Source organism: Paenarthrobacter sp. YIM B13468, assembly GCF_042788025.1.
In the GTDB taxonomy this organism is placed as follows: domain Bacteria; phylum Actinomycetota; class Actinomycetes; order Actinomycetales; family Micrococcaceae; genus Arthrobacter; species Arthrobacter aromaticivorans.
In genome coordinates this window covers 39,087-65,455 of record NZ_JBHZPI010000010.1, presented here as the reverse complement: position 1 = coordinate 65,455, position 26,369 = coordinate 39,087, and the positions used below count along the sequence as shown (strand labels likewise).

Genomic DNA, 26,369 nt, shown 5'->3' with positions numbered 1-26,369 from the left:
GGTTGGCGTCCGGAATATCACGATCCGGACGCCAATCCGCTTTCCTTGCCGTGGCTCAATTGACTCACGTCACACCCGGCGCAAGGCTGGTGCCCATGTGGACTCAGCGCATCAAAACCGGACTTGTGACGACGACGGCCGCAGCCTCGCTGCTGCTCCTTGCTGCTTGCGGGCCAAGCCCAAGCCCCGCGGGAAGCAGCAGTGCCCCGCCCACCTCATCTTCCGCATCTCCGACGTCGGCCTCCCCCAGCGCGAGCAACTCACCTTCGCCGTCCGGTACGGTCACCTCCGCAGCACCCGCCGAAGGTCAATGCAGGGCCGATTCCCTGACTGCCGCCACTGATTCCACTGGCGGCGGCGCTGCCGGAAGCATCTACGAAAAATTGATCCTGACGAACTCCGGAACCACGCCTTGTACCTTGGAAGGCTTCGCTGGCGTTTCCCTGACGGCCGACGCCAACGGTGCCCCTATCGGCGAGCCCGCTACCCGTGAAACCACTACGCCGGTCACCAAGGTCGAGCTTGCCCCGGGGAAATCGGCATGGGCTGAATTGCGTTACACCCAGGCTGGAAACTACGGCGATTGCACCAAAGTTCCTGCTGCTGGTTACCGCATTTACCCACCTAACGACACTGCGTCACTGTTCGTCGCTGAGCAACACGATGCCTGCAGCAACGCGGGCATCAAACTCCTGACCATCACTGCCTTCCAGGCTGTCTAACCGTCAGCCCACGGCTCGGGCTTATTCTGTCTGAGCCGTGGGGCATGATGGAGGAATGCAGGAGCAGCAGGCGTCCATCGGCGCCATAGGCCGTTTCAGCCAAGCAACCAGGGAATGGTTCCTCGGCGCTTTCTCCGCGCCCACTCCCGCCCAGGATGGCGCATGGAACGCTATCTCTTCGGGCTCGCATGCCCTAGTTGTGGCCCCGACTGGTTCCGGCAAGACTCTCGCCGCCTTCCTTTGGGCCTTGGACAGGTTGCATTCCACGCCGTCGGACGCGTTGCCCGGATTGGAGTCCGTCTCCGACGGAAAGGGTCGCGCGAAACGTCCCAAGACCAAGACCCGCGTCCTTTATATATCGCCGCTCAAAGCACTGGGCGTAGACGTGGAGCGGAACCTGCGGGCACCGCTTATCGGGATCACGCAAACCGCCAAGCGACTGGGGCTTCCGGCACCTCTGGTTAGTGTCGGCGTCCGTTCGGGAGATACGACGGCGGCAGATCGCCGCTCGCTGTTATCGAACCCGCCGGACATCCTGATCACTACGCCGGAATCCCTGTTCTTGATGCTGACGTCCCGGGCCCGGGAAACGTTGAGCGAAGTAGACACCATCATCATTGACGAAGTGCATGCTGTTGCTGGCACCAAACGGGGCGCCCACCTTGCGGTGTCCCTGGAAAGGCTGGATGCCCTTCTACCGAAGCCTGCCCAGCGGATAGGCCTCTCCGCTACGGTGCAACCGCGTGAGCTTGTGGCCCAGTTCCTGGCTGGCCAGGCCCCTGTGGAAATTGTTGCTCCGCCGTCCAAGAAGAACTGGAATCTCACAGTCACTGTGCCTGTAGAGGACATGTCGGACCTCCAAGGAGCTGCGGGCGCGTTTGACTCCGGTCCTGCCTCCGGGCTTCAGCCGCAAGCATCCATCTGGCCCCATGTTGAGGAACAGATTGTCGATCTTGTCCTCTCCAAGCAGTCCACTATCGTCTTCGCCAACTCACGCCGCTTGGCTGAACGGCTAACCGCCAGATTGAACGAGATCCATGCCGAGCGGCAAATGCTGGCCGCGGCCGGCGGTGAGTGGGGTGCTGCCGAAAAGGAAGAGGATTCGGGAAGCTGGGGCACCGGGCCGGCCGCCAAGTCTGCGGGGACCGCTCCCGTGTCCACTGCGACCCCGGCGCATATGATGGCGCAGGCCGGCAGCACGACTGGAGCAGATCCTGTCTTGGCGCGCGCCCACCACGGTTCAGTCTCCAAGGATCAGCGGGCCATGATCGAGGATGATCTGAAGTCGGGCAGGCTCCGCTGCGTCGTTGCCACATCGTCACTGGAACTTGGCATCGATATGGGAGCCGTGGATCTGGTCATCCAGGTGGAGTCGCCGCCGTCGGTAGCCAGCGGCCTGCAGCGTGTAGGGCGTGCCGGCCACCAAGTGGGCGAGATCTCCGAGGGCGTGTTGTTCCCCAAGCACCGGGCTGACCTCCTTCACACCACCGTCACCGTGGAACGGATGCTAAGCGGCCAAATCGAACGGCTCAGCATTCCCACAAATCCCTTGGATATTCTGGCCCAGCAAACCGTCGCCGCCACTGCCTTGGGCAGCATCGACGTCGAGGAATGGTTCAGCACTGTCCGTCGGTCGGCGCCGTTTGCAAGCCTGCCCCGATCCGCGTTTGAGGCCACACTCGATCTTCTTGCCGGAAGGTATCCCTCCGACGAATTTGCAGAACTTCGGCCACGCATTGTCTGGGACCGCCATGCAGGCACCATCGAGGGCAGGCCCGGGGCACAGCGACTTGCGGTCACTTCGGGTGGCACCATTCCGGACCGAGGTCTGTTCGGCGTGTACATCATCGGCACGGAAGTTGAAGGATCCTCATCCTCCGCCAACGCCGATGCTGAAGGCCCCAGTGCCTCCGCCCGCGCCGCGAAAGGTGGTCGCCGCGTTGGTGAACTCGACGAAGAAATGGTCTACGAATCGCGGGTGGGCGATATCTTTGCCCTCGGAGCCACCAGCTGGAAAATCGAAGACATCACCCACGACCGCGTTTTGGTCTCCCCTGCTTTCGGTCAACCGGGAAAGCTGCCCTTCTGGAAAGGCGATTCGCTCGGCCGTCCGGTGGATCTCGGCCGCGCTTTGGGAGCCTTCATCCGCGAACTCTCCGCGGCCGACCCCGCGCCAGCCATGGAGCGCTGCCAAGCGAGTGGGCTCGATGCCTTTGCGGCCGGCAACCTGCTGCAATATCTGGAAGAACAGAAGCAAGCCACAAACATCGTTCCCAGCGATCGGACCTTGGTTGTGGAACGTTTCCACGACGAGCTCGGGGACTGGCGTGTTGTTCTCCACAGTCCGTTCGGAATGCCTGTCCACGCGCCGTGGGCTTTGGCCGTTGGACAACGCCTTCAGCAGCGTTACGGCTTGGACGGTTCAGCCATGGCCGCCGATGATGGCATCGTTCTTCGTGTCCCCATGATGGAGGACGAGCCGCCCGGTGCTGAGTTGTTCCTGTTCGATCCCGAAGAACTCGAACAGATCATCACCGCCGAGGTGGGCGGCAGTGCCTTGTTCGCCTCCCGGTTCCGTGAGTGCGCGGCCCGCGCCCTGCTGCTGCCCCGCCAAAACCCAGCCAAGCGCCAACCCCTGTGGCAGCAACGGCAACGCTCTGCCCAATTACTGGATGTCGCCCGGAAGTATCCGTCCTTTCCTATCGTGCTGGAAACCGTCCGCGAATGCTTGCAGGATGTTTATGATCTGCCCGCCCTCAAGGACATTGCGGCATCAGTCGAGCGCCGTGAACTGCGCATTGTGGAGACCACCACCCAGCAGCCTTCACCTTTCGCGAAGTCCCTGTTGTTTGGCTATGTAGCCCAGTTCCTCTACGAAGGCGATTCCCCCTTGGCGGAGCGTCGGGCCGCAGCGCTGGCCTTGGATTCCACGCTGCTCAATGAGCTTCTGGGCAGAGTGGAACTCCGCGAGCTCCTTGACGCCGCGGTCATCGATGCCACGGAACGCGAGCTGCAGCGGCTGGTGCCGGACCGTCGCGTGCGCGGAATGGAAGGTGTCGCTGATCTCCTCCGGCTCCTTGGTCCGCTCAGCGTCGAGGAAGTGGCGGAGCGCCTTGAAGAAGGGCCGGACGCGGGCTCACACCTGGCCGCTCTCCAGAAAGCCAACCGGGCGCTGAAGGTAACGATCGGCGGCGTCGAGCGTTTCGCAGCAGTGGAAGACGCCGCCCGGCTGCGCGACGCCATTGGTGTCCCTCTGCCCATGGGCGTGCCGCTCGCCTTCATTGAGCCCGTCCACGATCCCTTGGGCGACCTCGTCTCACGGTATGCGCGCACCCACGGACCATTCACAGCAGCCGAGGCCGCGTCCAGGCTGGGACTTGGCGTCGCCGTCGTCAATACTGCACTGAAGCGGCTCGCTGCCGATGGCCGTGTTGTGGAGGGCGAGTTCCGGCCACATGCCGTGGCGACGGAGAGCGCCCCACTAGAGCCTCTGGACTCCGAGCTCATGTCCGCCGAGGCACCGCCGTCCAGCGAATGGTGTGATGCCGAGGTCCTGCGGAAGCTCCGGCGTCGTTCACTGGCTGCCTTGCGCGCAGAGGTTGAGCCCGTTGACGCTGCCGCCTATGGGCGGTTCCTGCCGGCCTGGCAGAACGTGACGGCGCCTGGGAAATCCCGGAGCCAGGCATTGCGCGGACTCGACGGCATCATCACGGCGGTTGATCAACTCTCAGGCGTTCCCATCCCCGCTTCCGCATGGGAACCATTGGTGCTCTCAAGCCGCCTGGCGGACTACAAACCAGCCATGTTGGACGAACTCATGGCCGCCGGTGAGTTGCTGTGGTCCGGGGCTGGGGCCTTGCCCGGAAACGACGGCTGGATCAGCCTCCACGTGGCTGACTCCGCCGAGCTGACGCTCAATCCTGCTCCGGACTTCGAACCCGGCGACGCCCAACAACGGCTGCTGGACTACCTGGGTGCAGGTGGCGGTTACTTCTTCCGCCAACTCACTGAGGTGGCAGGCGGAATGGACGCTGTGTTGAGCGATGACGCCGTGGTCTCGGCACTCTGGGATCTGGTGTGGGCCGGCCGCGTCACGGGTGACACCTTTGCGCCGGTGCGGGCCATGATCGCCGGTGGGCGCACAGCGCACCGGCAGGTCGCCAAGGCACCTCGGGCCCGTGCCCCGAGAATGAGCAGGTTGGGGCGCTCCCACGGTACGGGCCTTCTGGGATCCCCCGGGCTAACGGGTGGGCGCTATGGTTCTGTCTCCGGCACCGCTCCCGCCCCGCCATCAGCGGTAGGACGCTGGTCTGCGCTGCCTTCGCCCGAACTTGACCCGACCATCCATGCACGCGGCACCGCCGAGCTCCTGCTGGATCGGTATGGCGTGGTCACCCGGGGCTCGGTCATGGCCGAGAACATCATTGGCGGTTTCGGACTCATGTACAAAGTTCTGGCCCGGCTCGAAGAAGCCGGGCGTTGCCGCCGTGGCTACTTCATCGAGCATCTGGGAGCGGCCCAATTCGCCGTCCCCGCAACCGTGGACAGGCTCCGTTCCTTCACCGAAGATGCGCGCATCACCAAAGCAGAACCCGCAGCCTTGGCACTCGCAGCCACGGACCCGGCCAACCCTTACGGCGCCGCGTTGCCTTGGCCGGCGCTGTCCGTCGACGCCGGTTCCGGACACCGCCCCGGACGAAAGGCCGGTGCGCTGGTAGTGATGGTCGACGGCGCGTTGGTCCTTTATGTTGAGCGCGGCGGTAAGACTCTTCTCACCTTCAGCCATGATGACGCCGTCCTGGCGGTCGCTGCCGAAGCTTTGGTGGACGTGGTGCGACGCGGAGCGGTGGACAAGCTTTTCATGGAAAAGGTCAACGGTCACGACCTCCTGGACACGCCGATTGCTGCTGCGCTTGCGGCCGCCGGAGCCTACTCAACCCCGAAGGGGCTGCGGATCCGTGCCTGAGGGAGACTCCATTTGGCGTGCAGCCACGCGCCTCAACGCCGCCTTGGCAGAACAGGTCATCACAGCTTCAGACTTCCGGGTACCGCGCTTCGCCACCCTGAACCTTGAGGGTTGGACCATGACCGAGGTGGTTCCCCGGGGCAAGCACCTGCTCATGCGCCTCGTGGGACCTGTCGACGAGGAACCCGGCGCGAGCAGGAAACCCCGCGAGCTGACCATCCATTCCCATCTCAAGATGGAAGGCAGTTGGATGGTCTACCCGCCGGGAGGCCGCTGGACCAAGCCAGGCCACACCGCGCGTTGCGTGCTACGAACGGCTTCCGCTGACGCGGTCGGGTTCTCGCTGGGCATTCTCGAGGTGGTGCCAACCAGTGAGGAAGATCGGATCGTCGGGCATCTCGGGCCTGATCTGCTCGGCCCTGACTGGGATGAAGAAGAAGCCCTCCGCCGGCTCCAAGCTGAACCTGACGTCCCCATCGGCTACGCCCTGCTCGATCAGCGGAAGCTGGCCGGGATCGGCAACATCTACCGCTGCGAAGCGTGCTTCCTTTCCGGAATCCACCCCGCATTGCCTGTGGGCTCGGTGCCGGACCTCGCCAAGACCGTCAACGATGCCAAGAGACTCCTGGGCGAGAATCTGGGTCCAGGCCTGCGGAGCACCTTGGGTCCTCGGGCGATGAGGCCCGGCTACTGGGTTTACGGCAGGGCTCGCCAGCCATGCAGGCGCTGCGGGACACCTATTCGTCGCGATGTCCTCGCAGCGCCGGATGGAACCGAGGAGCGGGACATCTACTTCTGTCCCAGATGCCAACCACGTCACTAGGACTCGAAACCCGTCAGGACGGCTATCCATCAGGCAGCCGGCGCGGCCTCCACAGCTTCTGTGGGGGCCGGAGCCTTGGCTGGTTCCGGGACCATGAACTTCGGCAGGAGGACCTGCACAATCGGACCGATTGCCAAGGCATAGACCACGGTGCCCACGCCCACCGATCCACCCAGCAGGAAGCCCACGGCCAGGACCACCACTTCAATTCCGGTCCGGACAAGGCGGACAGACCACCCTGTCCGGCGAACCAGTCCCGTCATCAGGCCGTCACGCGCTCCCGGGCCGAGGCGTGCTCCGATGTAGCAAGCGGACGCGATTCCATTGAGGATCACCGCGCCGGCCAGCAGCGCAATTTGTCCTCCCAGGTGTGAGAACTCCGGGATCAGCCATAAGCCCAGATCAGCAAAGACTCCCACAAGGATGGCGTTTGCCAAGGTGCCGAATCCGGGCATTTGCCGCAGCGGTATCCAGAGGAGCAGGACGAGGAAGCTGACGGCGATCACCACAACCCCGATGCTGAATCCGGTCTTTTCCGAAACGCCCTGATGGAAGACATCCCAAGGGTCAAGGCCAAGCCCGGCGCGGATGAACATGGCCAGGGAAATGCCGTACATCGCCAGGCCGATCAGGAGTTGAGTGATTCTTCGGGTCATCATGGATCCATACTCGCGAAGAACTGGCCTTGTATTCCATAGCCAGTTTGGAATACTGGTCCTATGCCCGGCTCACTGAATCCCACCGCACTCGTCCGCCTCCTGGGCTCTTGGAGCAACGGAGCGCTACCCGCCTACCGTGAGCTGGCCGACGTCGTGCGTTTACTGGTGATGGATGGGCGCATTCCGCTGGACGTCGCGCTGCCCAGTGAGCGTGCGCTGGCGCAGACGCTTGGCCTGAGCCGCACCACGGTCACCGCGGCTTATGCGAACCTGCGCGAGCAAGGCTTTCTCACCGCTGGCCAAGGCAGCCGGGGCAGGACGAGCATTCCCCACCGCAGCGCACCGGTGAGCGTACCGGGCCTTGCCGCCCCCGAGGGACTCCAGGATCTTGCCTACGCATCGCTTCCCGCCGCCGGAGAAGTTGTGCACCGGGCGTTCGCCGACGCCCTCACTGAATTGCCGGCGCTACTGCCCGGTTTCGGGTACGACGCCCTTGGAGTGCCGGCCCTGCGTGAGGCGATCGCGCAGAAGTACTCTGCTGAAGGAGTGCCCACTACGGCGGACCAGATCCTGGTGACGTCCGGCGCGCAGCATGCCCTGAACATCGTTCTCCATACCCTCGTCGGGAAGCAGGACAGGGTTCTGGTGGAACACCCTACCTATCCCAACGCCCTGGACGCTATCCGGGCGGCTGGCTGCAAAGTGCTGCCTGTGGCGTTATCGCCGCACGCTTCCTCTGGCTGGGAAATCGACGCGTTCGTTTCCACCATGAACCAGCAGCACCCCTCAATGGCCTACGTTGTTCCGGACTTCCACAACCCAACCGGGCGCATCATGTCAGACCTTCAGCGCCGCCAGTTGGCACGGGCGGCTGCTTCTGCCGGGACGGTGCTTGTGGTGGACGAGACGTTGCGCGGGTTGAACCTCGACGGCGTCCAGTCGGCGCCTATGTCAACCTTCAGTCCCAGCGTTGTTTCGATCGGGTCGCTCAGCAAATCCCATTGGGCCGGGCTCAGGACGGGCTGGATCCGGGCGGAGGAGGCCATGATCACCAGGTTCGTGGCGACGAGAACCACCATGGACCTGGGCGGTCCGGTGGTTGAGCAGTTAGCTGCCGCGCGGCTGGTGAGGTCATTCGCAGAACCGCTCGATGCCCGCCTGCAGGAGTTGCGGCACAACCGGGAATCGCTGCTGGCGCTGCTTGCTGAACATCTGCCGGAATGGGAAGTGGAAAGGCCGCTCGGCGGGCTCACCGCTTGGTGCCGCCTGCCCACGGCATGCAGCACCGCCCTCACCGTGCTGGCGCCGGATTTCGGGCTTCGGCTGGCGGCGGGACCGCGATTCGGAGTGGGCGGCGCGTTCGAGCATTACCTGCGCGTCCCTTACACCTTGCCGCCGGCGCAGCTGGAATTTGCCGTGGGTGCGTTGCGAGCGGCCCAGGACAAGCTCGACGCTTCTCCCCAACTCCGCCGGACCCTCAAGGCCGAGCGGCCACCCGCCGTCGCGGTCGCCTAGGCGCCTTTGGGAGCCGCCCCTGCAGCTGAACCCATGCGCTGCTTGGCCGTGTTGCTGCCCGGTCCGACGGGGACATGGGAGGTGGCCTTCGCCAAGCCAAAAAGCGGCATCCCGTTGTACACCACTTCAATGCCCGACGCCGGAACCTGGTACGTCTCGTGCCACACGCCAATATCACCGCTGCCGGCAATCTCCTTCATGAACTTCCGCCACGGACCCAGATGTGGGGAATCACGGTCCGCTGCGAAGCGCCTCAGATGCTCTGGGCTTTCCCAGTAACTGAGCAGGATTGTGGTCCGCCCAAACCATTGCTCGCTGCCAAGCAACCCGGCCTCGGGGTTGGCGGCGAGGTGTCGCATCATCATGGGCATGGCTGATGCCACACGACCCACTTTGCCCATCTTCCACCAACGGTTGGCTCGCATCCCGATCAGGAAGACAGTCACTGTTTCACGCCCGATGTCCGCGGTAAAACGTCCGGGAAAGATCTCCTGTGCCATGTCGCTCCTTTTGGTGGGGAATCGGGGAATCCCCAGTTTCGTAACGATGTTATGAAACGATGTTATGAAACACTTGAAGGCATGGCAAGACCCGTCCTTCATGATCAGCACGTCCAGCAACGGCTTCTGGCAGTGACCGCAGAACTTGTGGACCGCGAAGGTCCCGCGCGGGTCACTCTCCGCGATGTTGCCGCAGCCGCAGACACGTCCACCTCTGCGATCTACTCGCTCTTCGGCGGGAAAGCGCAACTCCTGACGGCCGCCGTCGACGACGGTTTTCGCTCCTTTGGGAAGTCCCAGCAGGCTGCGGCAAAAGACGGACTCCGGGGCCTGGGCAGCGCATACCGCGAGTGGGCCTTGGAGCATCCGGCCCTTTACCGGCTGATGTTCGGTGGTGCACTGGCCGCCTATGTAGATTGCAGCCCGACGCCGGAAGTCGCCTCGGCGTCCATGCTTCCCCTGGTGGAGGCGGTGGTTGCCGCCCAAACGGCCGGGAGGATCCGTTCCGATGATCCCTCCGACATCGCAATGGCCATCTGGGGGCAGGTGCACGGGCTCGTCAGCCTGGAGCTGGCCCAAGTGGACAATCACGGCACGGATTGGGCGGGAATCTACGAGGCCTCCCTCGAAGCAGTTGCCCGCGCGTGGGCCCCGTAAACGCAAAGTGACTGGCAGTAGCGGTTGTTCCCAGCTCTGGGAACAACCACTACTGCCAGTCAGTTGGGCGGGAAACCCCTACGCATAAACGTTCTCCAAGAACGCGCCCCACGCCTTGGCAGTGAGGTCCGAGTCTCCGGATCCACCGAACTCATGCACGGTCATGCCAACCGGCGCACCGAAGGCGTTCCGGCCGAAGAAACGGTACATGGTGTCCGATGTCCTGAGCCCGAGGAAGTTCTCATTCGAGAAGTCCACCTCCCCGCTCAGCCGGCCCACGCCGTCGACGTCCACCTCAAAAGGTGTGCCGGCGGCAAGACCATCCACGCCCAAAGCCTTTTTCAGCTGCACAAATCCGTCGGGAGTCTGCGATGAAGCAGGCGCCTGGATATCCGTGAAGACCACGGGCTTCCCATCGAAATACTGCAGGTACTGGCCCAGGGTGTGGAGGTAAAACTCCGTGTGCTTGCTGGCGCCGTCGTACTGTTCGTCCCAGTTGTCGGCAAAGATCCCGCTGTGGACGTAGTGGAGCTTTGCCCGGCCACCCTCCACAGGCTCCAGGACGTGCTCCAACTGGTTGAACCAACCGTTGGGACCCTCCATCCGCGACACAAGATGGGTGGGATATTCCTCCACCGTTTTCACATCGGGCCACTGATCCGTGGGGAACATCCAGGCCGCCGTGTCCTTGGTGACCGCCTGCCACACCCGCTCGGGAGTGCCCGGCAGTTCGGCGTCCGCCACAATTTCGAATTTCCGGTTGTCAGTCATTGCCTTGTTCCTTTTCTGCTGATTTTTCCGTTGACGGGGTCTTGAGTGCGGGGTGAAGTACGACGACGAGCCGGTGCTTGCGTGCCCCGCTCGCCACTGCGGCAGCACCGCCGTCGTGATACTTATCGACGAGCCGCGTCACCGCTACGCCCAGCTCTTCTGCGAAAGCGGCGCGTTCCGCAGCTGAACGGAAGGTAATTTCGCCGTCGATCGCGAAGCTTGCGAGCTTTTTCTTGGCGGCGGCAGCACCGGAGATGAGCTTCCCCATTTCCTGGACCGTGCGGGAGGCGAGCGCCAGGAGCCAGAAAGCTGAGAACCTGTCGGCAAAGCGTTGCGGATCCGGGGCCACCGAAGCCAGGGCGACGGGCGAGATCAGGTACGAGGCCGCCGTCGCCTGAAGGACGCGTTCGGTGACATTGCCCTTGCGGCGTTCTTCCACAAGCTCCACCAAGCCATGCCGCTCGAGTGCCTTGAGGTGATAGTTGACCTTTTGCCGGGGCAGCCCTACCTTGGCGGCCAGTTGAGTGGCCGACCCCGGAACGGCGAGCTCCTGCAGTATGCGCGTGCGGATCGGATCCAGCGAAGCCTCTGCGGCGGCTGCGTCCTCAATCACTTCGATGTCCAACATGCTTCCAGTATGCCTACCGACAATTTTTATTGTCAAGAACTTTTTTATCGTCGGTTTCCAGCTGCGTTGCGGGGCCTGATTTGCGTGCTCCTCGGGCCCAATGCCACGCAGGGCAGGCCCCACAACGAGAGCCACAGTAGAATTGTCCGGTGATGCAATCCCCCCTTCCCGTGCGCGACGGCGTGAACGCGACCCGCCTGCGCCTCCCGGACGAGGGGCCTTGGGACACCGCGATGGACTACATGATGCATCGCTGGGGACACATTGATCCCCAGGGCATCGAGGACCGCTTCGATGCCGGCGAAATCGTTGGCGAAGGCGGAGTGCGCCTGAACAGGAGCACCAAGCTCGAGGACCACACCTTCATTTGGTACTACCGGACACTCCCTCCGGAGACCCGCCTGCCCGTGGAAATCAACATCCTGCACCAGGACGAACACATCCTCGTGGTGGACAAACCGCATTTCCTGCCCACAACGCCCGGCGGCACGTACATCCAAGAGTCCGCCTTGGTCCGCCTGCGGAACCTCCTCGATCTTCCTGACCTCATTCCGATGCACCGCCTCGACCGCATGACCGCCGGCATTTTGCTGCTCTCAACCAACCCCGAGACCCGCGGCCGGTACCAGGTTCTCTTTGAGAAACGCCAGGTCCAGAAGGAATACGAGTGTGTGTCCGCCGCGGCGCCAGCGGACGGCTATCCCGCCGTCGAATTCCCCGTAGTGGTCCGCAACCGTATGACCAAGTCCCGCAGCTATCTGCTCGCCGAAGTTATCGACGGCGAACCGAACGCGGAAACGCGCATCGAACGGGTCAGGACGTTCGACGCCGGTGACGCTACCGATGGCACGGCTACTTCTCCCCGTGCCCTGTACAGGCTTGAACCGCACACCGGCAAAACGCATCAGCTCCGGGTCCACATGGCATCGCTGGGTCTGGGCATCGTCAACGACGCCTTCTATCCGGACCTCCTGGACAAGGCCCCGGACGACTACAGCAAGCCGCTTCAATTGCTGGCCCGCGGCATCACCTTCGTGGATCCCATCACCAAGGAGCGCGTGGAATACCGTAGCCAACTGGAACTCAGCGAAGCCCACGGCTGAGCCCGCCCCGGAGGGAGAACCTATTCCTTCAGGTTGGGCCCGGGTCTACCATGATTCTGCTGGGCAGCATCCGGGAGCGTCTGATGGATAGTTTCGTTGAGGTCCCAGGCGATAAGACTGCATCCGTCTTCGCCTACTCTGCCGCTGCGGTAAGCGTGGCAGGGGTTCTTACGCTTGGCGCCATGTTTGCCATTGAAGTGCCCAAGGGCGGCCCCTTCGTGTTTGGGACCATCAACGACGCCACCGGAGCTGTATTCAACATCCTTGTGGTTCCGGTGATCCTCCAAGTGCACAAACGGCTTCCCGAATCCCGTTGGAATGGGCCCTTGAAATGGATCACTGTGGGCGCTTGTGCTGCCGGCGCAGCAAGTTCCGCACTGCTGGTGTTCAAAGTCTTGGACTTCACACCATCTACCGTGGTGTCCGTTGCTGCCATTACCGTCCAGGCCGCATGGTTTTTGGTGGCAAACAACAGACTTCGCAGCGTTGATCGATACCCCCGGGAACTGGCACAACTAGGACGGTTCATCGGGGGTGCACTGCTTGTGGGGCTGCCCGTGGCCGGCCTTGGCTACCTGATACCCGGCCCGGAATGGCTGAAATATGCGGTCATGGGGGCTGGCTTCGTTGCCGGGTCGGCCTCGTGGGTGGCGTAGCCATGCTGGTACTTCAAAGCAGGCAGGTTCCTGCGCCATAAGGGCGCGGTGCAACCGGCGGGCGATGCACCTATGGGCCGTCCCGAACCGGCCTGAACGACGAGCAGCCCGGCGGCCGGTCAGGACTGAAACACAGACCGGAAGACCGCCGTCGTATCCTCCGAAAACAGCACGAACTCCACCAACTCAAGGGCGCTGGCGGTCGCGGCATCATCTGCAGTTCCAGATGAAAACAACCTCACGGCTTCGAACGCTACTTCCGCGACCTCTCGGGCATCCCAACCATAGATTCCGGCGCTGATCGCGGGAAAAGCGACGGACCGTGCACCCACCTCCACAGCCGCATCCAGGCTTTCCCGGAAGCAAGAGGCGAGCAGGGCAGGATCGGTTTGGCCAGCGTGCCGGTTGGGACCCACGGTATGAATGACCCAGCGCGCCGGGAGCCTAAATCCGGGAGTCACGACGGCGGCGCCAACAGCTAGACCGTCAGGCACTTTGGTGCGACGAACCTCGCGGCAGGCCTCAAGCAGTTCGGGCCCGGCGGCCCTGTGGATGGCGCCGTCCACTCCTCCTCCACCGAGCAATGACGAGTTGGCCGCGTTGACGATCGCGTCGACGTCGCGCGTGGTGATGTCCGCGTGCATGATTTCGATCTGCATTGCGCCAGTCTCCCGCCGAGCGGCGAGACCGGCAAGTGCGGTACCTTGTGCGAATGGACTTCATCGCCCCCGACACGTGGGGATCCGCAATTTACTTGTGGATCGTTCCCATGGTGCTGGGCGATGCCATCTTCCCGCCGATCCCGTCCGAAATGGTGGTCATCACCGGCGGAGCTCTGGCAGCGGACGGACACGCCAATTTCTGGCTCATCCTGCTGCTCGCAGCTTTCGCGTCCTGGCTCGGAGACATGGCAGTCTACTTGGTGTTCAAGCGGCGGGTGAGCCATGTACTGGACCGCTGGGCGTGGGGCCGGAAAGTCCACCGTGGAATCCACGAGGCCATCGCCAAGGCAGGCCGATCCTCCACTTATGGGGCTATCATCGGTGCCCGGTTCGTTCCTGGCGGCAGGCTCGCAACCTCGTCCGCGGCCGGAATCGCCAACGTCTCTGTCCGCGGTTTCAGCCTCTGCGCCGGACTGGGCGCAGTGCTTTGGGCCGTGTGGCAAGTAGGCCTGGGCTACTTTACGGGCTCTACAACCAAACTCCCGTTCTGGGCCAGCTCACTGATCGGAGTGGGCGTCGGCCTGGTCATCGGCGTAGTGGTGGGGCTGATCGTCACGCGGCGGCGCGGGAACCGCTCCCCTGTTGATGAACCGTTCGACGGCGACGTACCCCAACCGGAATAGCGTCTGCCTATATCGGCGCCCAGCGTCCGCGGCTGCGGCGCAGCACGTAAAGGCTCCCGGTCAGCGCAACGCGTTCGACGGCGTCGCGCATCATGGCAGCCGAGGTCCGGGCTTCGTCGTTCTCACCCGTGTAATCGCGGGCATCCACCATGAAGCGGAGGCTGAGCTGCGGGACCCCTCCCACGATATCGAGCTGGTTCGATTCGACATGATGGCGGGTTTCCAAAGCTTCGATGGCCGCCGCCATGACCGACTCGGGAGGGTTGCCAGGCTTGAGGCCAGTGATCTTCAACTTGGTCTGGAACGACGGCATCCAACAACCCTAACGCTCAGGCGCAGGTGCTTTAAGCCGGAACGCTCCCCCACCCCGATCGACATTTCGAGGGGTGAGAGAGCGTTCGGGAAAAACCAAGAGGATGTGCGAGAGCGTCTAGCCTGTGTTCCGAAGGCCGGCCGCAACACCGTTGACGGTTATCAGCATGGCGCGCTGAAGCCGTTCATCAATCTCTGCGCCGGACACCGATTCCTCGCGCACACGGCGAAGCAGCTCCACTTGCAAGTAACTGATCGGGTCCAGATACTGATCACGGATTTCCAGCGATCGCTTCAGGGTGGGCTGGGCGTCAAGGAGTTCAATCTCCCCGGTCAGTCGCTCGATTTCAGCAACCGTGAGCTCGTACTCGTCCCGGATCATGTGGAACAAGCGGTGCAGTTCCTCAGGAACCAAGGAAGAAACGTAGTGTCCCGCGATTTCCATGTCGGTCTTGGCCAACGTCATTTCGACGTTGGAGATTACCGACCGGAAGAAATGCCAACGATCCATCATTTCCATAAGCTGCTCGGCGTCACCGGCTTCCCGTGCCGCCTTCAGGCCTGAGCCCACACCAAACCAGCCGGGAACGATCTGGCGCGACTGCGTCCAACCGAACACCCACGGGATGGCGCGAAGCCCACCCAGGCCAGCCCCGGAATCGGGACGCTTGGAGGGTCGTGACCCAATGTTCAAGGAACCCAGCTGCTCCACGGGCGTGGACGCCAGGAAATAGGCCGGAAGATCTGCGTCGTCGATCAATGCCCGGTAGCGTGCAAAGGCAGCATCGGAAATGGTTTCCATAACGTTCGCGTAGCGCTCGCGCTCGTCTTCGGAGGTTCGCGGAGTCCGGTGCAAGGCAGAGCCCTGCATGACGGCTGCCAAGGACAGCTCAAGGTTCTCGCGGGCAAGCTCGGGAAGTGAGTACTTGTCCGAGATGACCTCGCCCTGCTCGGTGAACTTAATTTCGCCCTCGAGCACACCATTGGGCTGGGCCATGATGGCGTCATACGTCGGACCACCACCACGGCCTACGGAACCACCACGGCCATGGAACAGGCGGACCCTCACGCCGTGCTTGGCAGCCACATCGCGCAGCTTCCGCTGGGTCTTGTGGATCTCCCACTGGCTGGTCATCACACCGGATTCCTTGTTGGAATCGGAGTACCCGAGCATAATTTCCTGGACGTCGCCGCGGAGACGGACCAGTTCACGGTAGGACGGGTCAGAGAGCAACTGATCCACAATCTCAGCGGACGCGCGGAGCTCCTCCACGGTTTCCAGCAGCGGTGCAAAGCCGATCTTGGCGTGCGCCTTTTCCCCGAAGAGGTCAATCAAACCGGCCTCGCGTGCCAGCACAGCGGCGGCCAGGACGTCATCGGCGCCCCGGGTCATGGAAATGATGTATGTTTCCACAACGTCCGGACCGTAAGTGTGCAGGGCCTGGCGGATGCTCCGGAAGACGTCGTAGGTGCCATCCGCGGCGCCGTCGAGCTTGATCGGGTGGCCGGAGAGTGGACGGCGTGAGGCCAGCTCGGCTCCAAGGAATTCGAAACGTTCCTCACGGGTCAACGAGGCGTATGGCTTCTCGCTACCAAGACGGTCCACGAGCTGTCCGACGGCATCGTGGTGGTAATCGGCATGCTCACGGATGTCCAGGGTTGCCAGGTGAAGGCCGAAGGCTGCGATCGCACGGCGAACACGGGCCAAGGCGCCGTCGGCAACAAGACCCGCAGCGTGGTTCCGGAGCGAGGCTTCGAGCAGGCCGAACTCGGCCAACAGCTCACTTGTGGTGGAGTAGTCCCGCCCGGGCTCATGATAGGTCGAGGCGGAAACGCGGCGGCCCGTATTGATGAGCTTGGCCTTGATACACGTGAGCTTGAGTCGATAAGGCTCCTGGGCATTCAGCTCCAGGATGCGTTTGTCCAGACCGGGGAGGTTCTTGAGGTCCACGTCGATCGAATCCAGCAACTCTTGGTCAGCCCCGAACAACGCGGTGGAGTTGGACAGGACCGAGATCAGCTCGTCGATCAACGCGATACTGATCCGAACCGCGTTCTGGTTCTGCAACTGCAGGATTTCGCGTGTAACTGCCGCGGTAACGTTGGGGTTTCCATCGCGGTCGCCACCGATCCAGGAACCGAAACGCAGCGGCGCGCTGGCGGCCGGCAGGACCACGCCGTGCTCGGCAAGGAGTTCAGAGAGGTCAGTCAGCATCTCCGGCATGGCATCGGTGAGGATGCTGTTCAGGTAATAGATCGCGTTCCGCGCTTCATCCACGGGCGTTGGCCGGACCTGGCGAAGCTCATCGGTCTGCCACATTTGGTCGATGATTTCCGAGAGTTGGCGATCCTGGCGGCGTCGGGCAGAGGTTCCCTCTTCCGTGGGCTGGGCCAAGACGTCAGAGAGCTTGCGGACCTTGTCCAGCACTGAGCGTCGCGAGGCCTCTGTGGGATGTGCCGTGAAAATGGGCCGCACATCGAGCTCGTTCACAACGTCCTGAAGGACCTGCGGGCCAGCCTGGCCGGCAATTTCCGTAACGGCCTTCGCAAGCCAGCCGTCCTTCTCCTGCCGGGTCCTAAGCCCGCGGACCCGGTGGACCTGCTCGGCCGCATTGCTGAGGTGGAAATAGAACGCGAAGGCGCGAACCAGATCCGTCGCCTGGTCCAGTGGCAGGGAGGCGAGCAACTCGCGGACCTGGGCTACGACGTCGTGCGCGCTCCATGGACCGGTCGCGTCCGCCCCGCCCCGTGCGGCTTCTTTGGATTCCTTCGTCAGCAGGCGGACCTGCTCCACGAGCTGCAGCAATTCCGGGCCGTGTTGTCGCACCAGGGACTCACCCAACAGGGTGGAAACGCGGCGCACGTCGGCCCGCAGTTCTGCTGCGAGATCGGTGTCTTGATGGGCAGTGTGAACCATGGATACTTACCTTCGGGATCTGGTTTGGCTCGTACACTGCGCTGGATACTGTGAGCCGGGTTACTAATGTTTCCTACGGGATCTTACCCGCACAGGACTCTACTGCGGGAATACGTCTCAGATTTTGGCGTCCCCGGACTGCTGCTTGGCTATCATGTCGGCCGACGGCGGCAGGACCACCTTCCCGGCGAACAGACTGACCTCTGCGGTGCCCGGGCCGGCTACCAATTTCTCGTGCCTTCGCTGCCGCATCTCCTCGCGGGCTGCCGCGGCCTCAATTTTGGTCGGCGCACCAGTGGACGGCTCGATCATGGAAAGGACACTCCCGAGCGTGCCCGTTGCCCCCTTCGCGGAAACGCCCTTCTGCACCAGCCGTGTGCCAGCCCAAACCGACCCCACAATCAGTGCAAGGCTTACTACTGCCGCCATCACGGATTCCATGCCCATGCGCTCAGGGTACGCCTCGGGATGGGCACCGGACAGACCGTAATTACCGGGCCCAAGCGTTCCGCAAGACCTCCCAATGACCGGCGGTCATGAGGCTTGCGGGTGTCACGGACACGGATGTGGCCCCGCCCCGGGCAGCCTCGCGCAAAGCGGTTTCGAACCTTTCCGGGGAGATCGTGCCGTCATCGGACCAGAGCCCGACAGACAATGACATGCGGGAGCCCGCGCGGCGGGTCAGGGCTTTTGCGAGATCCTTCGTCTGCGGCGAGCGCTCGGCGTTAATTCCTACGTACTCCCAAACGTGGAGCCGATCGAGCTGCTTGAGCAAGAGGTCGTAGTCATGGCCGCTGTCGGCGCGGTCCGCCGACGGTGAATCCCGCGGCGAGCGCACATCCATCTCCAGCCGGACACCATAGGGTTCGACGGCGGCTCCCACCCTGCGCACGATGTCAGCCATGGCTTCGCTCCGCCACGTGCTGATCCGGGCATCCGATTGGTCGATCCCGCCTTCGCGGTTTCTGGGCCAGTCATCTTCTCCGGTGGTGGCTTTGAAGTCATCGAAGTCTTCACTGCCAAAGGTGAAATCATCGAACATCAATTCCGTGAGATTCACCGCCGTGGGCCGGTACTTCTTCGCGACGGCACCAGCCAAGGAAGCCAGTCGGGCACCGGCCTTGCCGTGCCGCAGGGACGACACACTGGCGAAGGCTTTGGATGGCTCACCAGCGATATTCCGACCCGCCAGGGAGGGGTCCTCACTCAGTGCACGGTCCAACAGGACATCGATCGTGAGGATCACATCACGTTCCTTGCCATTTTTCGCCAATGCTGAGATCGCCTCCCCCACGAAGTCCCTGCCTGTGCGGGAAACCTCATAAGAGATCGCGTCGGTTTGGCCGGACCAGGGAAAGGCCGTCCAGTCTGTGCGTCCCACGGAGATCGATACGGCGGTGGCGTCCACAGCTTCCAATCGTTCCGCCAAATCCACAAGGTGCGACGGGTCCTCGTTGATGACGTCCTCAAAGCCAAGATTCACCATGCGGTCCGTAGGACGATGCTCCGGTTCTTCTGCGCATGCAGCGACACCCGTCAACGCAACGCCAAGGAGAACGGAGCCCACCAGGGCAGCACTTAGCCTGGCAACCAGCATCGTGGATCCAAGAGCCTTCATACCCCTGCCTCGTAGCGGGGGCCGGCCTCTGTGGCAGTTACGGAAATGACGCCCGTCCGTTGGAGCTTGTTCCAGACGGCAGGGGTGCCGCGGATCTCCTTGATGATTGCGCTGGCTAAAGCCAGGCCAACGAATACCGAATACAGGGGCCATAGGGGCAGCGTCCATAGAAAGCGAAGGTCCTTCCATGAACGGTTCAGGCCAATGGAGAACACAATCAGAGCCAAGGACACAAACAGTCCCAACCAGCCAAGAATGGCGAGGACTTCAGCGGGTACGGGACCTGAACCGGCAAGGTAGAGGAAAGGCAGCACCGCCAAAATGGCAAGTTGCAGCATAGGGATCACCACCATGGTGATGGCGTTGAACAAAAGAAACATGCCAAACAGCCCGTAACGCCGCCGCCCAAGCATCCCGATATGCATCCGGAGCGTCTGGAGCAGGCCCCGCGACCACCGAACGCGCTGCCGCCACAATCCGCCCATCGTTGACGGCGACTCGGCATAGACCAGGGCTGAGGGCTGGAACCTCACCCGGTAGCCGGCCTTATAGACACGCCAAGTGAGCTCAAGATCCTCACCGAGCGTGTCCTCGTGAAAACCGCCGACCAGTTGGACTACGTCACGGCGGAAGGCACCTATATTCCCGGAGACGATTGGCAGGCAATGCAACAAGGACAAGGCCCTACGGACCAGGCCTGTCCCGACGTGGCTTAGGACGGCAAGCATCATCGTTTGAACGCGATTCAGGTTAACCGGCCGGTCGTCGCCGCATACCGCTCCCACCTTGGCGTGATCAAAACCCTCGAGCATGCGCATCAGGGTGTCGGGGGCAAATATCCCATCGGCGTCGACAAACATCAGGATGTCTCCATTGGCCTCGGCGATGCCATAGTTGAGCGCAGCGCCTTTCCCTGCATTCGCTTGGGAGAGAAATCGGACCCGATCATACTGATCTGCAAGTCCTGCCATGATGCTGGCGGTGGAATCAGTGGAACCGTCGTCCACCAGAATCACTTCCAAGCGTAAATAGCGGCTGGCAAGTATCGACTCGACGCAACTGGTGATCACCACGGCCTCGTTATAGCCGGGCACGATCACAGAGACCAGGGGCCGGTCAGTGATGACGGAATAGCGATGCTTGGCAGAGTTGGAACGGTAAAGCCGGTTGAAATACAAGGCCAGTGGAACGTAGACGATCTTGACCACTCCGAAACTGAGAATCAGCACGCCCCCAACCTGGACAAACGCCAGGGCAGCATCAAGAGGTGTCACGCAGGCCTTCCGGTGATTCGACCGGCGACATATCGGTCCAGGACGTTCTCCAGGAGTTCGGGGGCGAACGCACTGTTTGCACCGAACCTCGCGTTGATCTCCAGTACCACCGGACTTCCGTCCTGCAGGCGGCGCACGTCCACGTCGATGGGTCCCATCAACCCGAGCGCGGTCACGGCTGAATCGGCCAATTGGGCCACATCGGCGCTCTCGGCGCCCTCGACCCTCCTGACAGACACGGCATTACCCACGCGTCCCTCTTTGAGTTCTGTCTTCTCCAGCACCACCACAAGATCGTCCTGATCCGGATCAGGCCGATGGTGGAGGACCACGGGCGCGTACTCCGTTCCCGGCGCGAATCGTTGCACAATCCAGGAATCGTCCAAGGAGGACCAGACGTGGGCGGCGTTCCGGCCGCCGTCGGCTGTCTTTTCCAGTACCTGAACCCCGCGTCCCCCGCGGGAAATGCGTGGCTTGACCACTAGGGATCCCCCTAGCCGCGCCATCGCCTGATCGACAGAGGCGAAATCGCCGGGCAACCCGAAATCGGGGACAGCGACGCCTGCATTGGCGAGGCACGTCATGGTGAGGAATTTGTCATTCGCGATTCGAACGGGTGCGGGGTCGGCAATAAGGACCTCGACATTAGGGGCGAAGCCTTGCCGGGCTTCGGAAACCAGGACGAGTTCATCGCTGACGGTGGGCACCACAAGATCGATGCCATGGGCGCCCACAAGTCCCCGCAGTTCCCACAGATAGTCGGGAGAACTGGAGGCCGATACCAAGGAGACCATGTGAGCCTGGGAACCGTTGACCGCTTGCATATCAACGCCCAGGACCCAATGCCCCAGTTCTCTTAGCTGGCGCGCCAAGGAGGAGCCAGCTGGTCCTCCAACGCCTGTTACGAGTACCCGAACCATCAGAACTCCCCTACGGCCGAGCCAAGCAGTCGAACAGGTTCGAAACCCTCTGCATACGTGGTCTTCACTTGCGAGCCCCTGAACGCTGCGAGGCTGCGTACTCTTTCTGCACTCATGTAAGGCTTGCCCTTTTGGTTCCGGTGCATGGCAACGGCGTGAATCTTTACGTCCACATACCCCGCGATATCCACGAAGACGCTGGGATCGAACTGCCGTGTAGATGAGGGACTCTCGAAGCACAGGATGGAGGAGTGCTGGCGGGCTGCCCGCATGGTCGCACTGTGTACGGCCTGATGGTCCTGGTGATAATCGTTACGGGAATGGGTAATCACAACGTCGGGGCGGAAATCGCCCATCACAGCCTCAATCGCCTGGACCATTTCATCCCCATGTTCCGCGAGGCTGGTGTCCGTAAAGTCGTGGACATGCACCTTGGAGGCACCCATGAAATCCGAGCCTGACGCGGCTTCGGTCACACGGATGGCGCTGTCGCCTCCCTTTCCGCCTGAGCTCATCACCATGGTTCGGACTTCATGCCCGGCATCGGCCAATTTGGCGAGGGTTGCACCGCAGGCCAATTCCAGATCGTCAGGGTGGGCTCCTATGGCCAGCACCCTTCGGGGTTGCAAGGCCACACCGTGGTGAATCCTGAAGGCGGGCGCGACAAGAAAGCCCACAATCAACCCCGCTCCTGTGAGCAGGACTACAACCTCAAGCCACGGGCGGTGCGCCGGCTCCATTGCGCATCCCACCAGTGACAGCAGCAACAGGGCGCCCAAACTTGCCATGGCCCATCGGAGGCCATGCGGCGAGCTGAACCTGCGGACGAACCATTTTTGACCGATCGGGACCAAAGCCCAAACCGCCGCCAACGCGCCCAGCAAGCCTGCAACGGCCAACAACGTTGCTTTCATATTTCCCCTAAATTGCACAGATAAAAGGGCGGCTGCCTTCTCAGGGCACCGCCTCTGAGTTAGTGGCCGACGCAATAGGTTCGTGACGCTGTATCTGGCAATGATTCGTGGTCAGTACTTGTGCACAAATTCGCCCGCTGCAAGACCGCTCCCACTCAAGGAATATGTCAGGACACCGGCGCCCTTTTTACGCTTGGACTGGGCGGACACCTGAAAATGGAGGTCGTTCCGCCGGGCCGAAGCTGTAATGCAAGTGACGGCCGTCCGCCCCTCCATGGAGCAGGACCACCCTTCCGGGGCAAGCAGCGAACTCTCCTGGATCCGTGCATCCATCTCCACTGAGAACACGGCTTTGGCCGGTCCCAGGGGCTGTGAGCCGCCGATCCCAAAATCCACCTCCATGGCCGTCATGCCCGCACCACGGTCCTTGGGTATCCGCACCGACGCTGTCACCGCTACAAGTGACGCGGGAAGGGCTGTTGCCGCTGGCGAGGCCGGGTCCGGCGAGGGAACAGACTGTTGAGGAGCCGGCCGGGATTCAACGCCAGAAGGTACCGGGGCAGCGACCAGGGGGTCGGCCCCAGCGTTTGACTCCTCGGGCCCAGCGTTTGACTCCTCGGGGCCGGTATGTGGCGGCGCTGGCTCTACCGCGGCTGGTGACACAGGCGATGGCAAGCTGGGCATCGGGGTCGCCGTGGGAGGTGGGGCCTGGGCCCCTACGAATGACTCCTGACGGGAGGAACTTGCCTCAATGGCCAACTGCTCCATGGGGACATCCGGCGTCAAGCGACCAACGATTCCAACCGCGCCTAGAGCCAGTCCCAATCCGGCCACGGCTACCATGGCCATTACAGCTGGTTGCCCAATAGCCGGCACCACTATCGCAGCCTTGATGGGGACCAGTCCTCCCAGGAAACCCAGTCCGGCACCCTTGGCTGCCAAGGTGGCGAGAGGTACGCCAGTTACCAGCGGGATAAGCACAGCCCGCATGGTTCCCTGAACGTCCTTTAGTTCCGAGAGGGCGCCGGTGCATTTCGAGCAACCACTAAGGTGTTGACGCATCTTGCGTTCAGCAATCCTTGAAAGTCCTCCTCGAATGAATGTACCGAGTTTTGATGCGAATCCCGCGCAGTCACTGTCCAGTTCTTCCGCCACGTGGGCCTGCAGGTATTGCCGCCTCAGGCCTTCCCGTGCCCGGAGCGCCAGCGCTGACACGGCATTCGCTGACAAACCCAGGAGTGGTGCCACCGCCGCTGGCTTCATTCTTTCCACGTCCAGATACCACAGCACGGCCTGCCACCGTTCGGGAAGGGCACGAAATGCCTTTGCCACCGTATGCGATTCGAAGGCTTTGACTACGGCGTCCGGATCCGGCAACGTACGGTCCAGAATGGCGTCGTCACTGCTGGGCACCGACCGCCCGGCTTTCCGGTTCCGATGATGTGACAGGCGGGTGACAGTGGACAGCAGGTACGCCCTGAAGAAGTTGTCCGGCCCCCGTCCCGCAACCAGGCTCTGCAATACGGCTTGGAAAGCCTCGGCCACAACATCCTCGGCGTCGCTTGGATTGTCCACGTTTCGCCGGGCCACTGTGGACGCGACAGACACATGACGTTCATACAGTTCGTCGAATGCGGACATGTCACCGCCACGCACTAACCCGATAAGATGACCGTCGCTCTCAACTCCTGCGCTGGAAGCGTTGTCAGTACCTGTCCCGGATGCCATTTAAGGCACCCCCACAACGTAAAAAATCGTGCCCATATATACCCAGTGGGCACCAAGCTCAGGTCATGACGCGAATTTGTATAGACTCTTTACCAAAGAGATCCTTATCCCGCTTTTCGTCATGAATCCTTATTCGGACGCACTATTCGGATATGACATCGTTCCGGACAAAATCATTCGCTGAATGCACATTTTCCCGACACCTGTTGATGCGCAGATGGCAGACAACCAGCTATCAGCATGGCTGGCGGTTCCCTGCGGACTGGTTCCTGCCCGAGGTCCGGACGGTGGTGACGTCGCTGGCCACCCGGGCCAGTGTTCCACCTCCTACAGCAAGGTCCTTGGGCGCGGCGCGAGCCCGGAAGGGCGTTGGAATCAGTGAAACCATGACGGACTTCCGCGCCCTCTTCCTTGCAGCAGACCGGAACATGGACATCGAAGCCCTCCAATCCCTGGCTGAAGGATGGGCAGAGGCCGCCGAATCCGCACCGCCGATTTCGTGCACGGACGTTCAGACGGGGCTGGCCACGCAAGCCCATTTCCAGCGGCGTATCCACGAACTCTCCATTTTTGGAACGGCATGTTCCCACCCGTACGCTCTTGCGATCCTGTCACTGCCCCAACCCCTTGAGAGCCGCGGCCATCGCTGGACCCTTCTGGCGCGGCTCGGCGAAACTGTTCAACGGCAGCTGCACGGGACAGGTGCTACGGCCATGTACAAGAACTCCGCTGTCCACGTGCTGTTGCCCCTCTCCGCAGGCAATCTTGGGCAGCTCATGGAGTGCAGGACTGCCATGGAAAGCCTGGGTGAAGGAGCTCTCCGGCCCGCGCGCATGCAGTTCTTCCCGTTGGCAAATGCCCCTTCAGAACCAGCGCCTCAGGATTACATTCCCGAAGCAATGTGAGTGAAGCCTGTTGGTGCCGTCACGAACAGCGTCGAGCCGCCACTCACCATGCGACGAGACACGCTTCCGCATTCGAAGGACCATCCAACACATGAAGAATCAGCTCCATCTAAAGTCCGCCTCCTTGGTGGCCGCACTACTGGCTGTTGTGGTGACAGCCTTCGGACTCGCCTGGTCGGCAGGGCCAGCGAATGCTGCCGTGATCCCGGGCGCGGCGGTCACCATCAGCACGGATTCAGTGGTTACAAACCAATGGGACCAAGTAGACCTGACCTGTCAGTGGTCCGTTCCTGACAACTCGCAGCCCGGCGATACCTTCAACCTGCAGCTGCCGCCGGAACTTCGCTGGTTTGGTGCCGCGTCATTTGATCTAGACAACGCCGACGGCGTAACGGTCGCCAAAGCGGCAGCCAACGATGCCGGACAAGTGGTCTTCACCTTGACCGACTTCGTGGCGGACTATCCCAACAACGTGGGTGGGACGTGTAATTTCAGCACGCAATATGCCGTGCAGCCAGGCACCGGCGAAACGACCGAACTGAACTTCACCGTGGGGTCAACAGTGGTACGCGTGCCTGTCCATGTCGACGGTCCATGCACCCAGGACTGCGATCCCGCTGCCCCTACTTCGGCGGGCAAGTCCATGTGGTGGGCCGACGCTCCGCAAACTGAACTTGAATCCATCTTTTACATGCCTCCAATGCCCTCAGAATCAAACGACGTCGTTGTGACGGACACGCCCGCCGCTGGCATGGAAATCGATTGCGACCACATCACTCCGCGCGTCGGCAGCGTTATCAGCAGCTCCGGAAACATCACCGAGCCAATGGACAACGAGCGATACCCCGCAACTGTCGAGTGCACTCCCCAGGAAGCAACAGTGCGATGGGCGGACCTGCCCAGGGGGGAACGGGTAGAGCTGTTCGTCGTCACCAAAGTGACGGACAGGAAGCTGGACGTCTACACCAACAGCGGAACCGTAAATATTGCGGGTGAAGAAACCCCTGTCGGTGCCGAAACGCGGCGAACACGTGCTGACGGAACAGGCGACGGAACGGCAAGCCCCACGGCAACACCCACACCGACGCCGAGCCCCAGCACTGGAACACCCACACCGACGGCAACACCCACTCCGACGCCGAGCGCCAGCACCGGAACACCCACGCCTAGCCCGAGCCCCAGCACCACAACACCCACGCCTAGCCCGAGCACCAGCACCACAAGCCCGGTACTTGTAGCCACGGACCAGCCGACTCAGCCCGCAGAGGTTCCGGGACCAGCGCGACTTGCTACCACGGGCGCTCAAAGCCCGGTGTTCGTCTTCGCAGCCGCTGCACTCTTGGCGTTGGGATCGTTGCTCGGTTTCCTGGGTGTCCGGCGATCTGGTCGTCGTCAGCACTAAACAACAAGAGGCCGAGTCCGATGGCATCGACATC

At 62.3% G+C, this 26,369-nt stretch carries 23 protein-coding genes; 10 read left to right on the top strand and 13 right to left on the bottom strand.

Annotated features, from left to right (window positions below):
• The first annotated feature begins 95 nt into the window (after positions 1-95).
• Genes ACFX4T_RS11365 through ACFX4T_RS11355 form a run of 3 tightly spaced genes read left to right on the top strand, consistent with a single transcriptional unit; the run spans position 96 to position 6,511 of the window.
• On the top strand, positions 96-722 hold the full coding sequence (locus ACFX4T_RS11365) for a DUF4232 domain-containing protein (RefSeq protein ID WP_216921558.1): 627 nt from the start codon (positions 96-98) through the stop codon (positions 720-722).
• A gap of 55 nt (positions 723-777) precedes the next feature.
• A complete protein-coding gene (locus ACFX4T_RS11360) occupies positions 778-5,688 on the top strand; it encodes an ATP-dependent helicase (RefSeq protein ID WP_216921561.1) in 4,911 nt (1,636 codons plus the stop codon).
• Positions 5,681-6,511: a DNA-formamidopyrimidine glycosylase family protein gene (locus ACFX4T_RS11355; RefSeq protein WP_377651898.1), complete on the top strand. Its 831-nt coding sequence runs from the start codon at positions 5,681-5,683 to the stop codon at positions 6,509-6,511. Before ACFX4T_RS11360 ends, ACFX4T_RS11355 begins: the two co-directional genes overlap by 8 nt.
• Positions 6,512-6,540: 29 nt before the next feature.
• Here ACFX4T_RS11355 and ACFX4T_RS11350 read toward each other — a convergent pair whose 3' ends face one another.
• A complete protein-coding gene (locus ACFX4T_RS11350; protein ID WP_216921566.1) occupies positions 6,541-7,170 on the bottom strand; it encodes a YitT family protein in 630 nt (209 codons plus the stop codon).
• Positions 7,171-7,230: 60 nt separating this feature from the next.
• On the opposite strand from ACFX4T_RS11350, the gene ACFX4T_RS11345 reads away from it, so the two are divergent.
• A complete protein-coding gene (locus ACFX4T_RS11345) occupies positions 7,231-8,685 on the top strand; it encodes a PLP-dependent aminotransferase family protein (RefSeq protein ID WP_377651896.1) in 1,455 nt (484 codons plus the stop codon).
• On the opposite strand, the gene ACFX4T_RS11340 is transcribed toward ACFX4T_RS11345, so the two are convergent.
• Positions 8,682-9,185 carry a DUF4188 domain-containing protein gene (locus ACFX4T_RS11340; protein WP_377651895.1) on the bottom strand — a complete coding sequence of 168 codons (504 nt, stop codon included), beginning with the start codon at positions 9,183-9,185 and terminating at the stop codon, positions 8,682-8,684. The two genes, ACFX4T_RS11345 and ACFX4T_RS11340, sit on opposite strands and share 4 nt — an antisense overlap.
• A gap of 81 nt (positions 9,186-9,266) precedes the next feature.
• On the opposite strand from ACFX4T_RS11340, the gene ACFX4T_RS11335 reads away from it, so the two are divergent.
• Positions 9,267-9,842, top strand: coding sequence for a TetR-like C-terminal domain-containing protein (locus ACFX4T_RS11335; protein ID WP_377651894.1), 576 nt, complete (start codon positions 9,267-9,269; stop codon positions 9,840-9,842).
• Positions 9,843-9,920: 78 nt separating this feature from the next.
• On the opposite strand, the gene ACFX4T_RS11330 is transcribed toward ACFX4T_RS11335, so the two are convergent.
• Both ACFX4T_RS11330 and ACFX4T_RS11325 read right to left on the bottom strand, forming a co-directional pair.
• Complete coding sequence (locus ACFX4T_RS11330; RefSeq protein WP_377651892.1) at positions 9,921-10,613, bottom strand: SRPBCC domain-containing protein; 693 nt, start codon at positions 10,611-10,613, stop codon at positions 9,921-9,923.
• Entirely contained in the window at positions 10,606-11,241 is a 636-nt protein-coding gene (locus ACFX4T_RS11325; protein ID WP_377651891.1) for an ArsR/SmtB family transcription factor, read from the bottom strand. The genes ACFX4T_RS11330 and ACFX4T_RS11325 overlap by 8 nt, the downstream gene beginning before the upstream one ends.
• Positions 11,242-11,393: 152 nt before the next feature.
• On the opposite strand from ACFX4T_RS11325, the gene ACFX4T_RS11320 reads away from it, so the two are divergent.
• Both ACFX4T_RS11320 and ACFX4T_RS11315 read left to right on the top strand, forming a co-directional pair.
• Positions 11,394-12,344 carry an RluA family pseudouridine synthase gene (locus ACFX4T_RS11320; protein WP_216922776.1) on the top strand — a complete coding sequence of 317 codons (951 nt, stop codon included), beginning with the start codon at positions 11,394-11,396 and terminating at the stop codon, positions 12,342-12,344.
• 83 nt (positions 12,345-12,427) lie between these two features.
• The gene (locus tag ACFX4T_RS11315; RefSeq protein ID WP_377651889.1) at positions 12,428-13,000 is read left to right on the top strand and encodes a hypothetical protein; all 573 of its coding nucleotides are present in this window, start codon (positions 12,428-12,430) and stop codon (positions 12,998-13,000) included.
• 119 nt (positions 13,001-13,119) lie between these two features.
• On the opposite strand, the gene ACFX4T_RS11310 is transcribed toward ACFX4T_RS11315, so the two are convergent.
• A complete protein-coding gene (locus ACFX4T_RS11310; RefSeq protein ID WP_377651887.1) occupies positions 13,120-13,659 on the bottom strand; it encodes an O-acetyl-ADP-ribose deacetylase in 540 nt (179 codons plus the stop codon).
• A gap of 53 nt (positions 13,660-13,712) precedes the next feature.
• Between ACFX4T_RS11310 and ACFX4T_RS11305 the strand changes: the two genes are divergently transcribed.
• Positions 13,713-14,345 (top strand): DedA family protein, encoded by a 633-nt coding sequence (locus ACFX4T_RS11305; RefSeq protein ID WP_377651886.1) that lies wholly within the window; start codon positions 13,713-13,715, stop codon positions 14,343-14,345.
• Between the two features lie 7 nt (positions 14,346-14,352).
• On the opposite strand, the gene ACFX4T_RS11300 is transcribed toward ACFX4T_RS11305, so the two are convergent.
• From ACFX4T_RS11300 to ACFX4T_RS11265, 8 genes are all read right to left on the bottom strand, one after another.
• Positions 14,353-14,658 (bottom strand): hypothetical protein, encoded by a 306-nt coding sequence (locus ACFX4T_RS11300; protein WP_216921592.1) that lies wholly within the window; start codon positions 14,656-14,658, stop codon positions 14,353-14,355.
• 117 nt (positions 14,659-14,775) lie between these two features.
• On the bottom strand, positions 14,776-17,574 hold the full coding sequence (gene ppc, locus ACFX4T_RS11295; protein ID WP_377651884.1) for a phosphoenolpyruvate carboxylase: 2,799 nt from the start codon (positions 17,572-17,574) through the stop codon (positions 14,776-14,778).
• Between the two features lie 117 nt (positions 17,575-17,691).
• Positions 17,692-18,021: a hypothetical protein gene (locus ACFX4T_RS11290; protein WP_377651882.1), complete on the bottom strand. Its 330-nt coding sequence runs from the start codon at positions 18,019-18,021 to the stop codon at positions 17,692-17,694.
• A gap of 43 nt (positions 18,022-18,064) precedes the next feature.
• Positions 18,065-19,192, bottom strand: a complete 1,128-nt coding sequence (locus ACFX4T_RS11285) for a hypothetical protein (protein WP_223947929.1) — start codon at positions 19,190-19,192, stop codon at positions 18,065-18,067.
• The gene (locus tag ACFX4T_RS11280) at positions 19,189-20,466 is read right to left on the bottom strand and encodes a glycosyltransferase (RefSeq protein ID WP_377651881.1); all 1,278 of its coding nucleotides are present in this window, start codon (positions 20,464-20,466) and stop codon (positions 19,189-19,191) included. The genes ACFX4T_RS11285 and ACFX4T_RS11280 overlap by 4 nt, the downstream gene beginning before the upstream one ends.
• A complete protein-coding gene (locus ACFX4T_RS11275; protein ID WP_377651880.1) occupies positions 20,463-21,386 on the bottom strand; it encodes an ATP-grasp domain-containing protein in 924 nt (307 codons plus the stop codon). Before ACFX4T_RS11275 ends, ACFX4T_RS11280 begins: the two co-directional genes overlap by 4 nt.
• Positions 21,386-22,300: a PIG-L deacetylase family protein gene (locus ACFX4T_RS11270; protein WP_223947926.1), complete on the bottom strand. Its 915-nt coding sequence runs from the start codon at positions 22,298-22,300 to the stop codon at positions 21,386-21,388. Before ACFX4T_RS11270 ends, ACFX4T_RS11275 begins: the two co-directional genes overlap by 1 nt.
• Before the next feature lie 111 nt (positions 22,301-22,411).
• Positions 22,412-24,028 (bottom strand): sigma-70 family RNA polymerase sigma factor, encoded by a 1,617-nt coding sequence (locus ACFX4T_RS11265; protein WP_377651879.1) that lies wholly within the window; start codon positions 24,026-24,028, stop codon positions 22,412-22,414.
• A 209-nt stretch (positions 24,029-24,237) separates the two neighbouring features.
• On the opposite strand from ACFX4T_RS11265, the gene ACFX4T_RS11260 reads away from it, so the two are divergent.
• Together ACFX4T_RS11260 and ACFX4T_RS11255 are read left to right on the top strand one after the other, a co-directional pair.
• A complete protein-coding gene (locus ACFX4T_RS11260) occupies positions 24,238-24,933 on the top strand; it encodes a hypothetical protein (RefSeq protein ID WP_377651878.1) in 696 nt (231 codons plus the stop codon).
• A 91-nt stretch (positions 24,934-25,024) separates the two neighbouring features.
• Entirely contained in the window at positions 25,025-26,335 is a 1,311-nt protein-coding gene (locus ACFX4T_RS11255; RefSeq protein ID WP_377651877.1) for an Ig-like domain-containing protein, read from the top strand.
• Positions 26,336-26,369: the final 34 nt, after the last annotated feature.

Excerpts from the sequence above, each read along its gene's own strand:
- ACFX4T_RS11255 (WP_377651877.1), top strand. The coding sequence starts at position 25,025 with ATGAAGAATCAGCTCCATCTAAAGTCCGCCTCCTTGGTGGCCGCACTA.
- ACFX4T_RS11265 (WP_377651879.1), bottom strand. The coding sequence starts at position 24,028 with ATGGCATCCGGGACAGGTACTGACAACGCTTCCAGCGCAGGAGTTGAG.
- ACFX4T_RS11290 (WP_377651882.1), bottom strand. The coding sequence starts at position 18,021 with ATGGGCATGGAATCCGTGATGGCGGCAGTAGTAAGCCTTGCACTGATT.
- ACFX4T_RS11315 (WP_377651889.1), top strand. The coding sequence starts at position 12,428 with ATGGATAGTTTCGTTGAGGTCCCAGGCGATAAGACTGCATCCGTCTTC.
- ACFX4T_RS11305 (WP_377651886.1), top strand. The coding sequence starts at position 13,713 with ATGGACTTCATCGCCCCCGACACGTGGGGATCCGCAATTTACTTGTGG.
- ACFX4T_RS11350 (WP_216921566.1), bottom strand. The coding sequence starts at position 7,170 with ATGATGACCCGAAGAATCACTCAACTCCTGATCGGCCTGGCGATGTAC.
- ACFX4T_RS11320 (WP_216922776.1), top strand. The coding sequence starts at position 11,394 with ATGCAATCCCCCCTTCCCGTGCGCGACGGCGTGAACGCGACCCGCCTG.
- ACFX4T_RS11360 (WP_216921561.1), top strand. The coding sequence starts at position 778 with ATGCAGGAGCAGCAGGCGTCCATCGGCGCCATAGGCCGTTTCAGCCAA.
- ACFX4T_RS11345 (WP_377651896.1), top strand. The coding sequence starts at position 7,231 with ATGCCCGGCTCACTGAATCCCACCGCACTCGTCCGCCTCCTGGGCTCT.
- ACFX4T_RS11335 (WP_377651894.1), top strand. The coding sequence starts at position 9,267 with ATGGCAAGACCCGTCCTTCATGATCAGCACGTCCAGCAACGGCTTCTG.
- ACFX4T_RS11285 (WP_223947929.1), bottom strand. The coding sequence starts at position 19,192 with ATGAAGGCTCTTGGATCCACGATGCTGGTTGCCAGGCTAAGTGCTGCC.
- ppc (WP_377651884.1), bottom strand. The coding sequence starts at position 17,574 with ATGGTTCACACTGCCCATCAAGACACCGATCTCGCAGCAGAACTGCGG.
- ACFX4T_RS11330 (WP_377651892.1), bottom strand. The coding sequence starts at position 10,613 with ATGACTGACAACCGGAAATTCGAAATTGTGGCGGACGCCGAACTGCCG.
- ACFX4T_RS11340 (WP_377651895.1), bottom strand. The coding sequence starts at position 9,185 with ATGGCACAGGAGATCTTTCCCGGACGTTTTACCGCGGACATCGGGCGT.
- ACFX4T_RS11270 (WP_223947926.1), bottom strand. The coding sequence starts at position 22,300 with ATGAAAGCAACGTTGTTGGCCGTTGCAGGCTTGCTGGGCGCGTTGGCG.
- ACFX4T_RS11275 (WP_377651880.1), bottom strand. The coding sequence starts at position 21,386 with ATGGTTCGGGTACTCGTAACAGGCGTTGGAGGACCAGCTGGCTCCTCC.
- ACFX4T_RS11300 (WP_216921592.1), bottom strand. The coding sequence starts at position 14,658 with ATGCCGTCGTTCCAGACCAAGTTGAAGATCACTGGCCTCAAGCCTGGC.
- ACFX4T_RS11260 (WP_377651878.1), top strand. The coding sequence starts at position 24,238 with ATGCGCAGATGGCAGACAACCAGCTATCAGCATGGCTGGCGGTTCCCT.
- ACFX4T_RS11310 (WP_377651887.1), bottom strand. The coding sequence starts at position 13,659 with ATGCAGATCGAAATCATGCACGCGGACATCACCACGCGCGACGTCGAC.
- ACFX4T_RS11325 (WP_377651891.1), bottom strand. The coding sequence starts at position 11,241 with ATGTTGGACATCGAAGTGATTGAGGACGCAGCCGCCGCAGAGGCTTCG.
- ACFX4T_RS11365 (WP_216921558.1), top strand. The coding sequence starts at position 96 with ATGTGGACTCAGCGCATCAAAACCGGACTTGTGACGACGACGGCCGCA.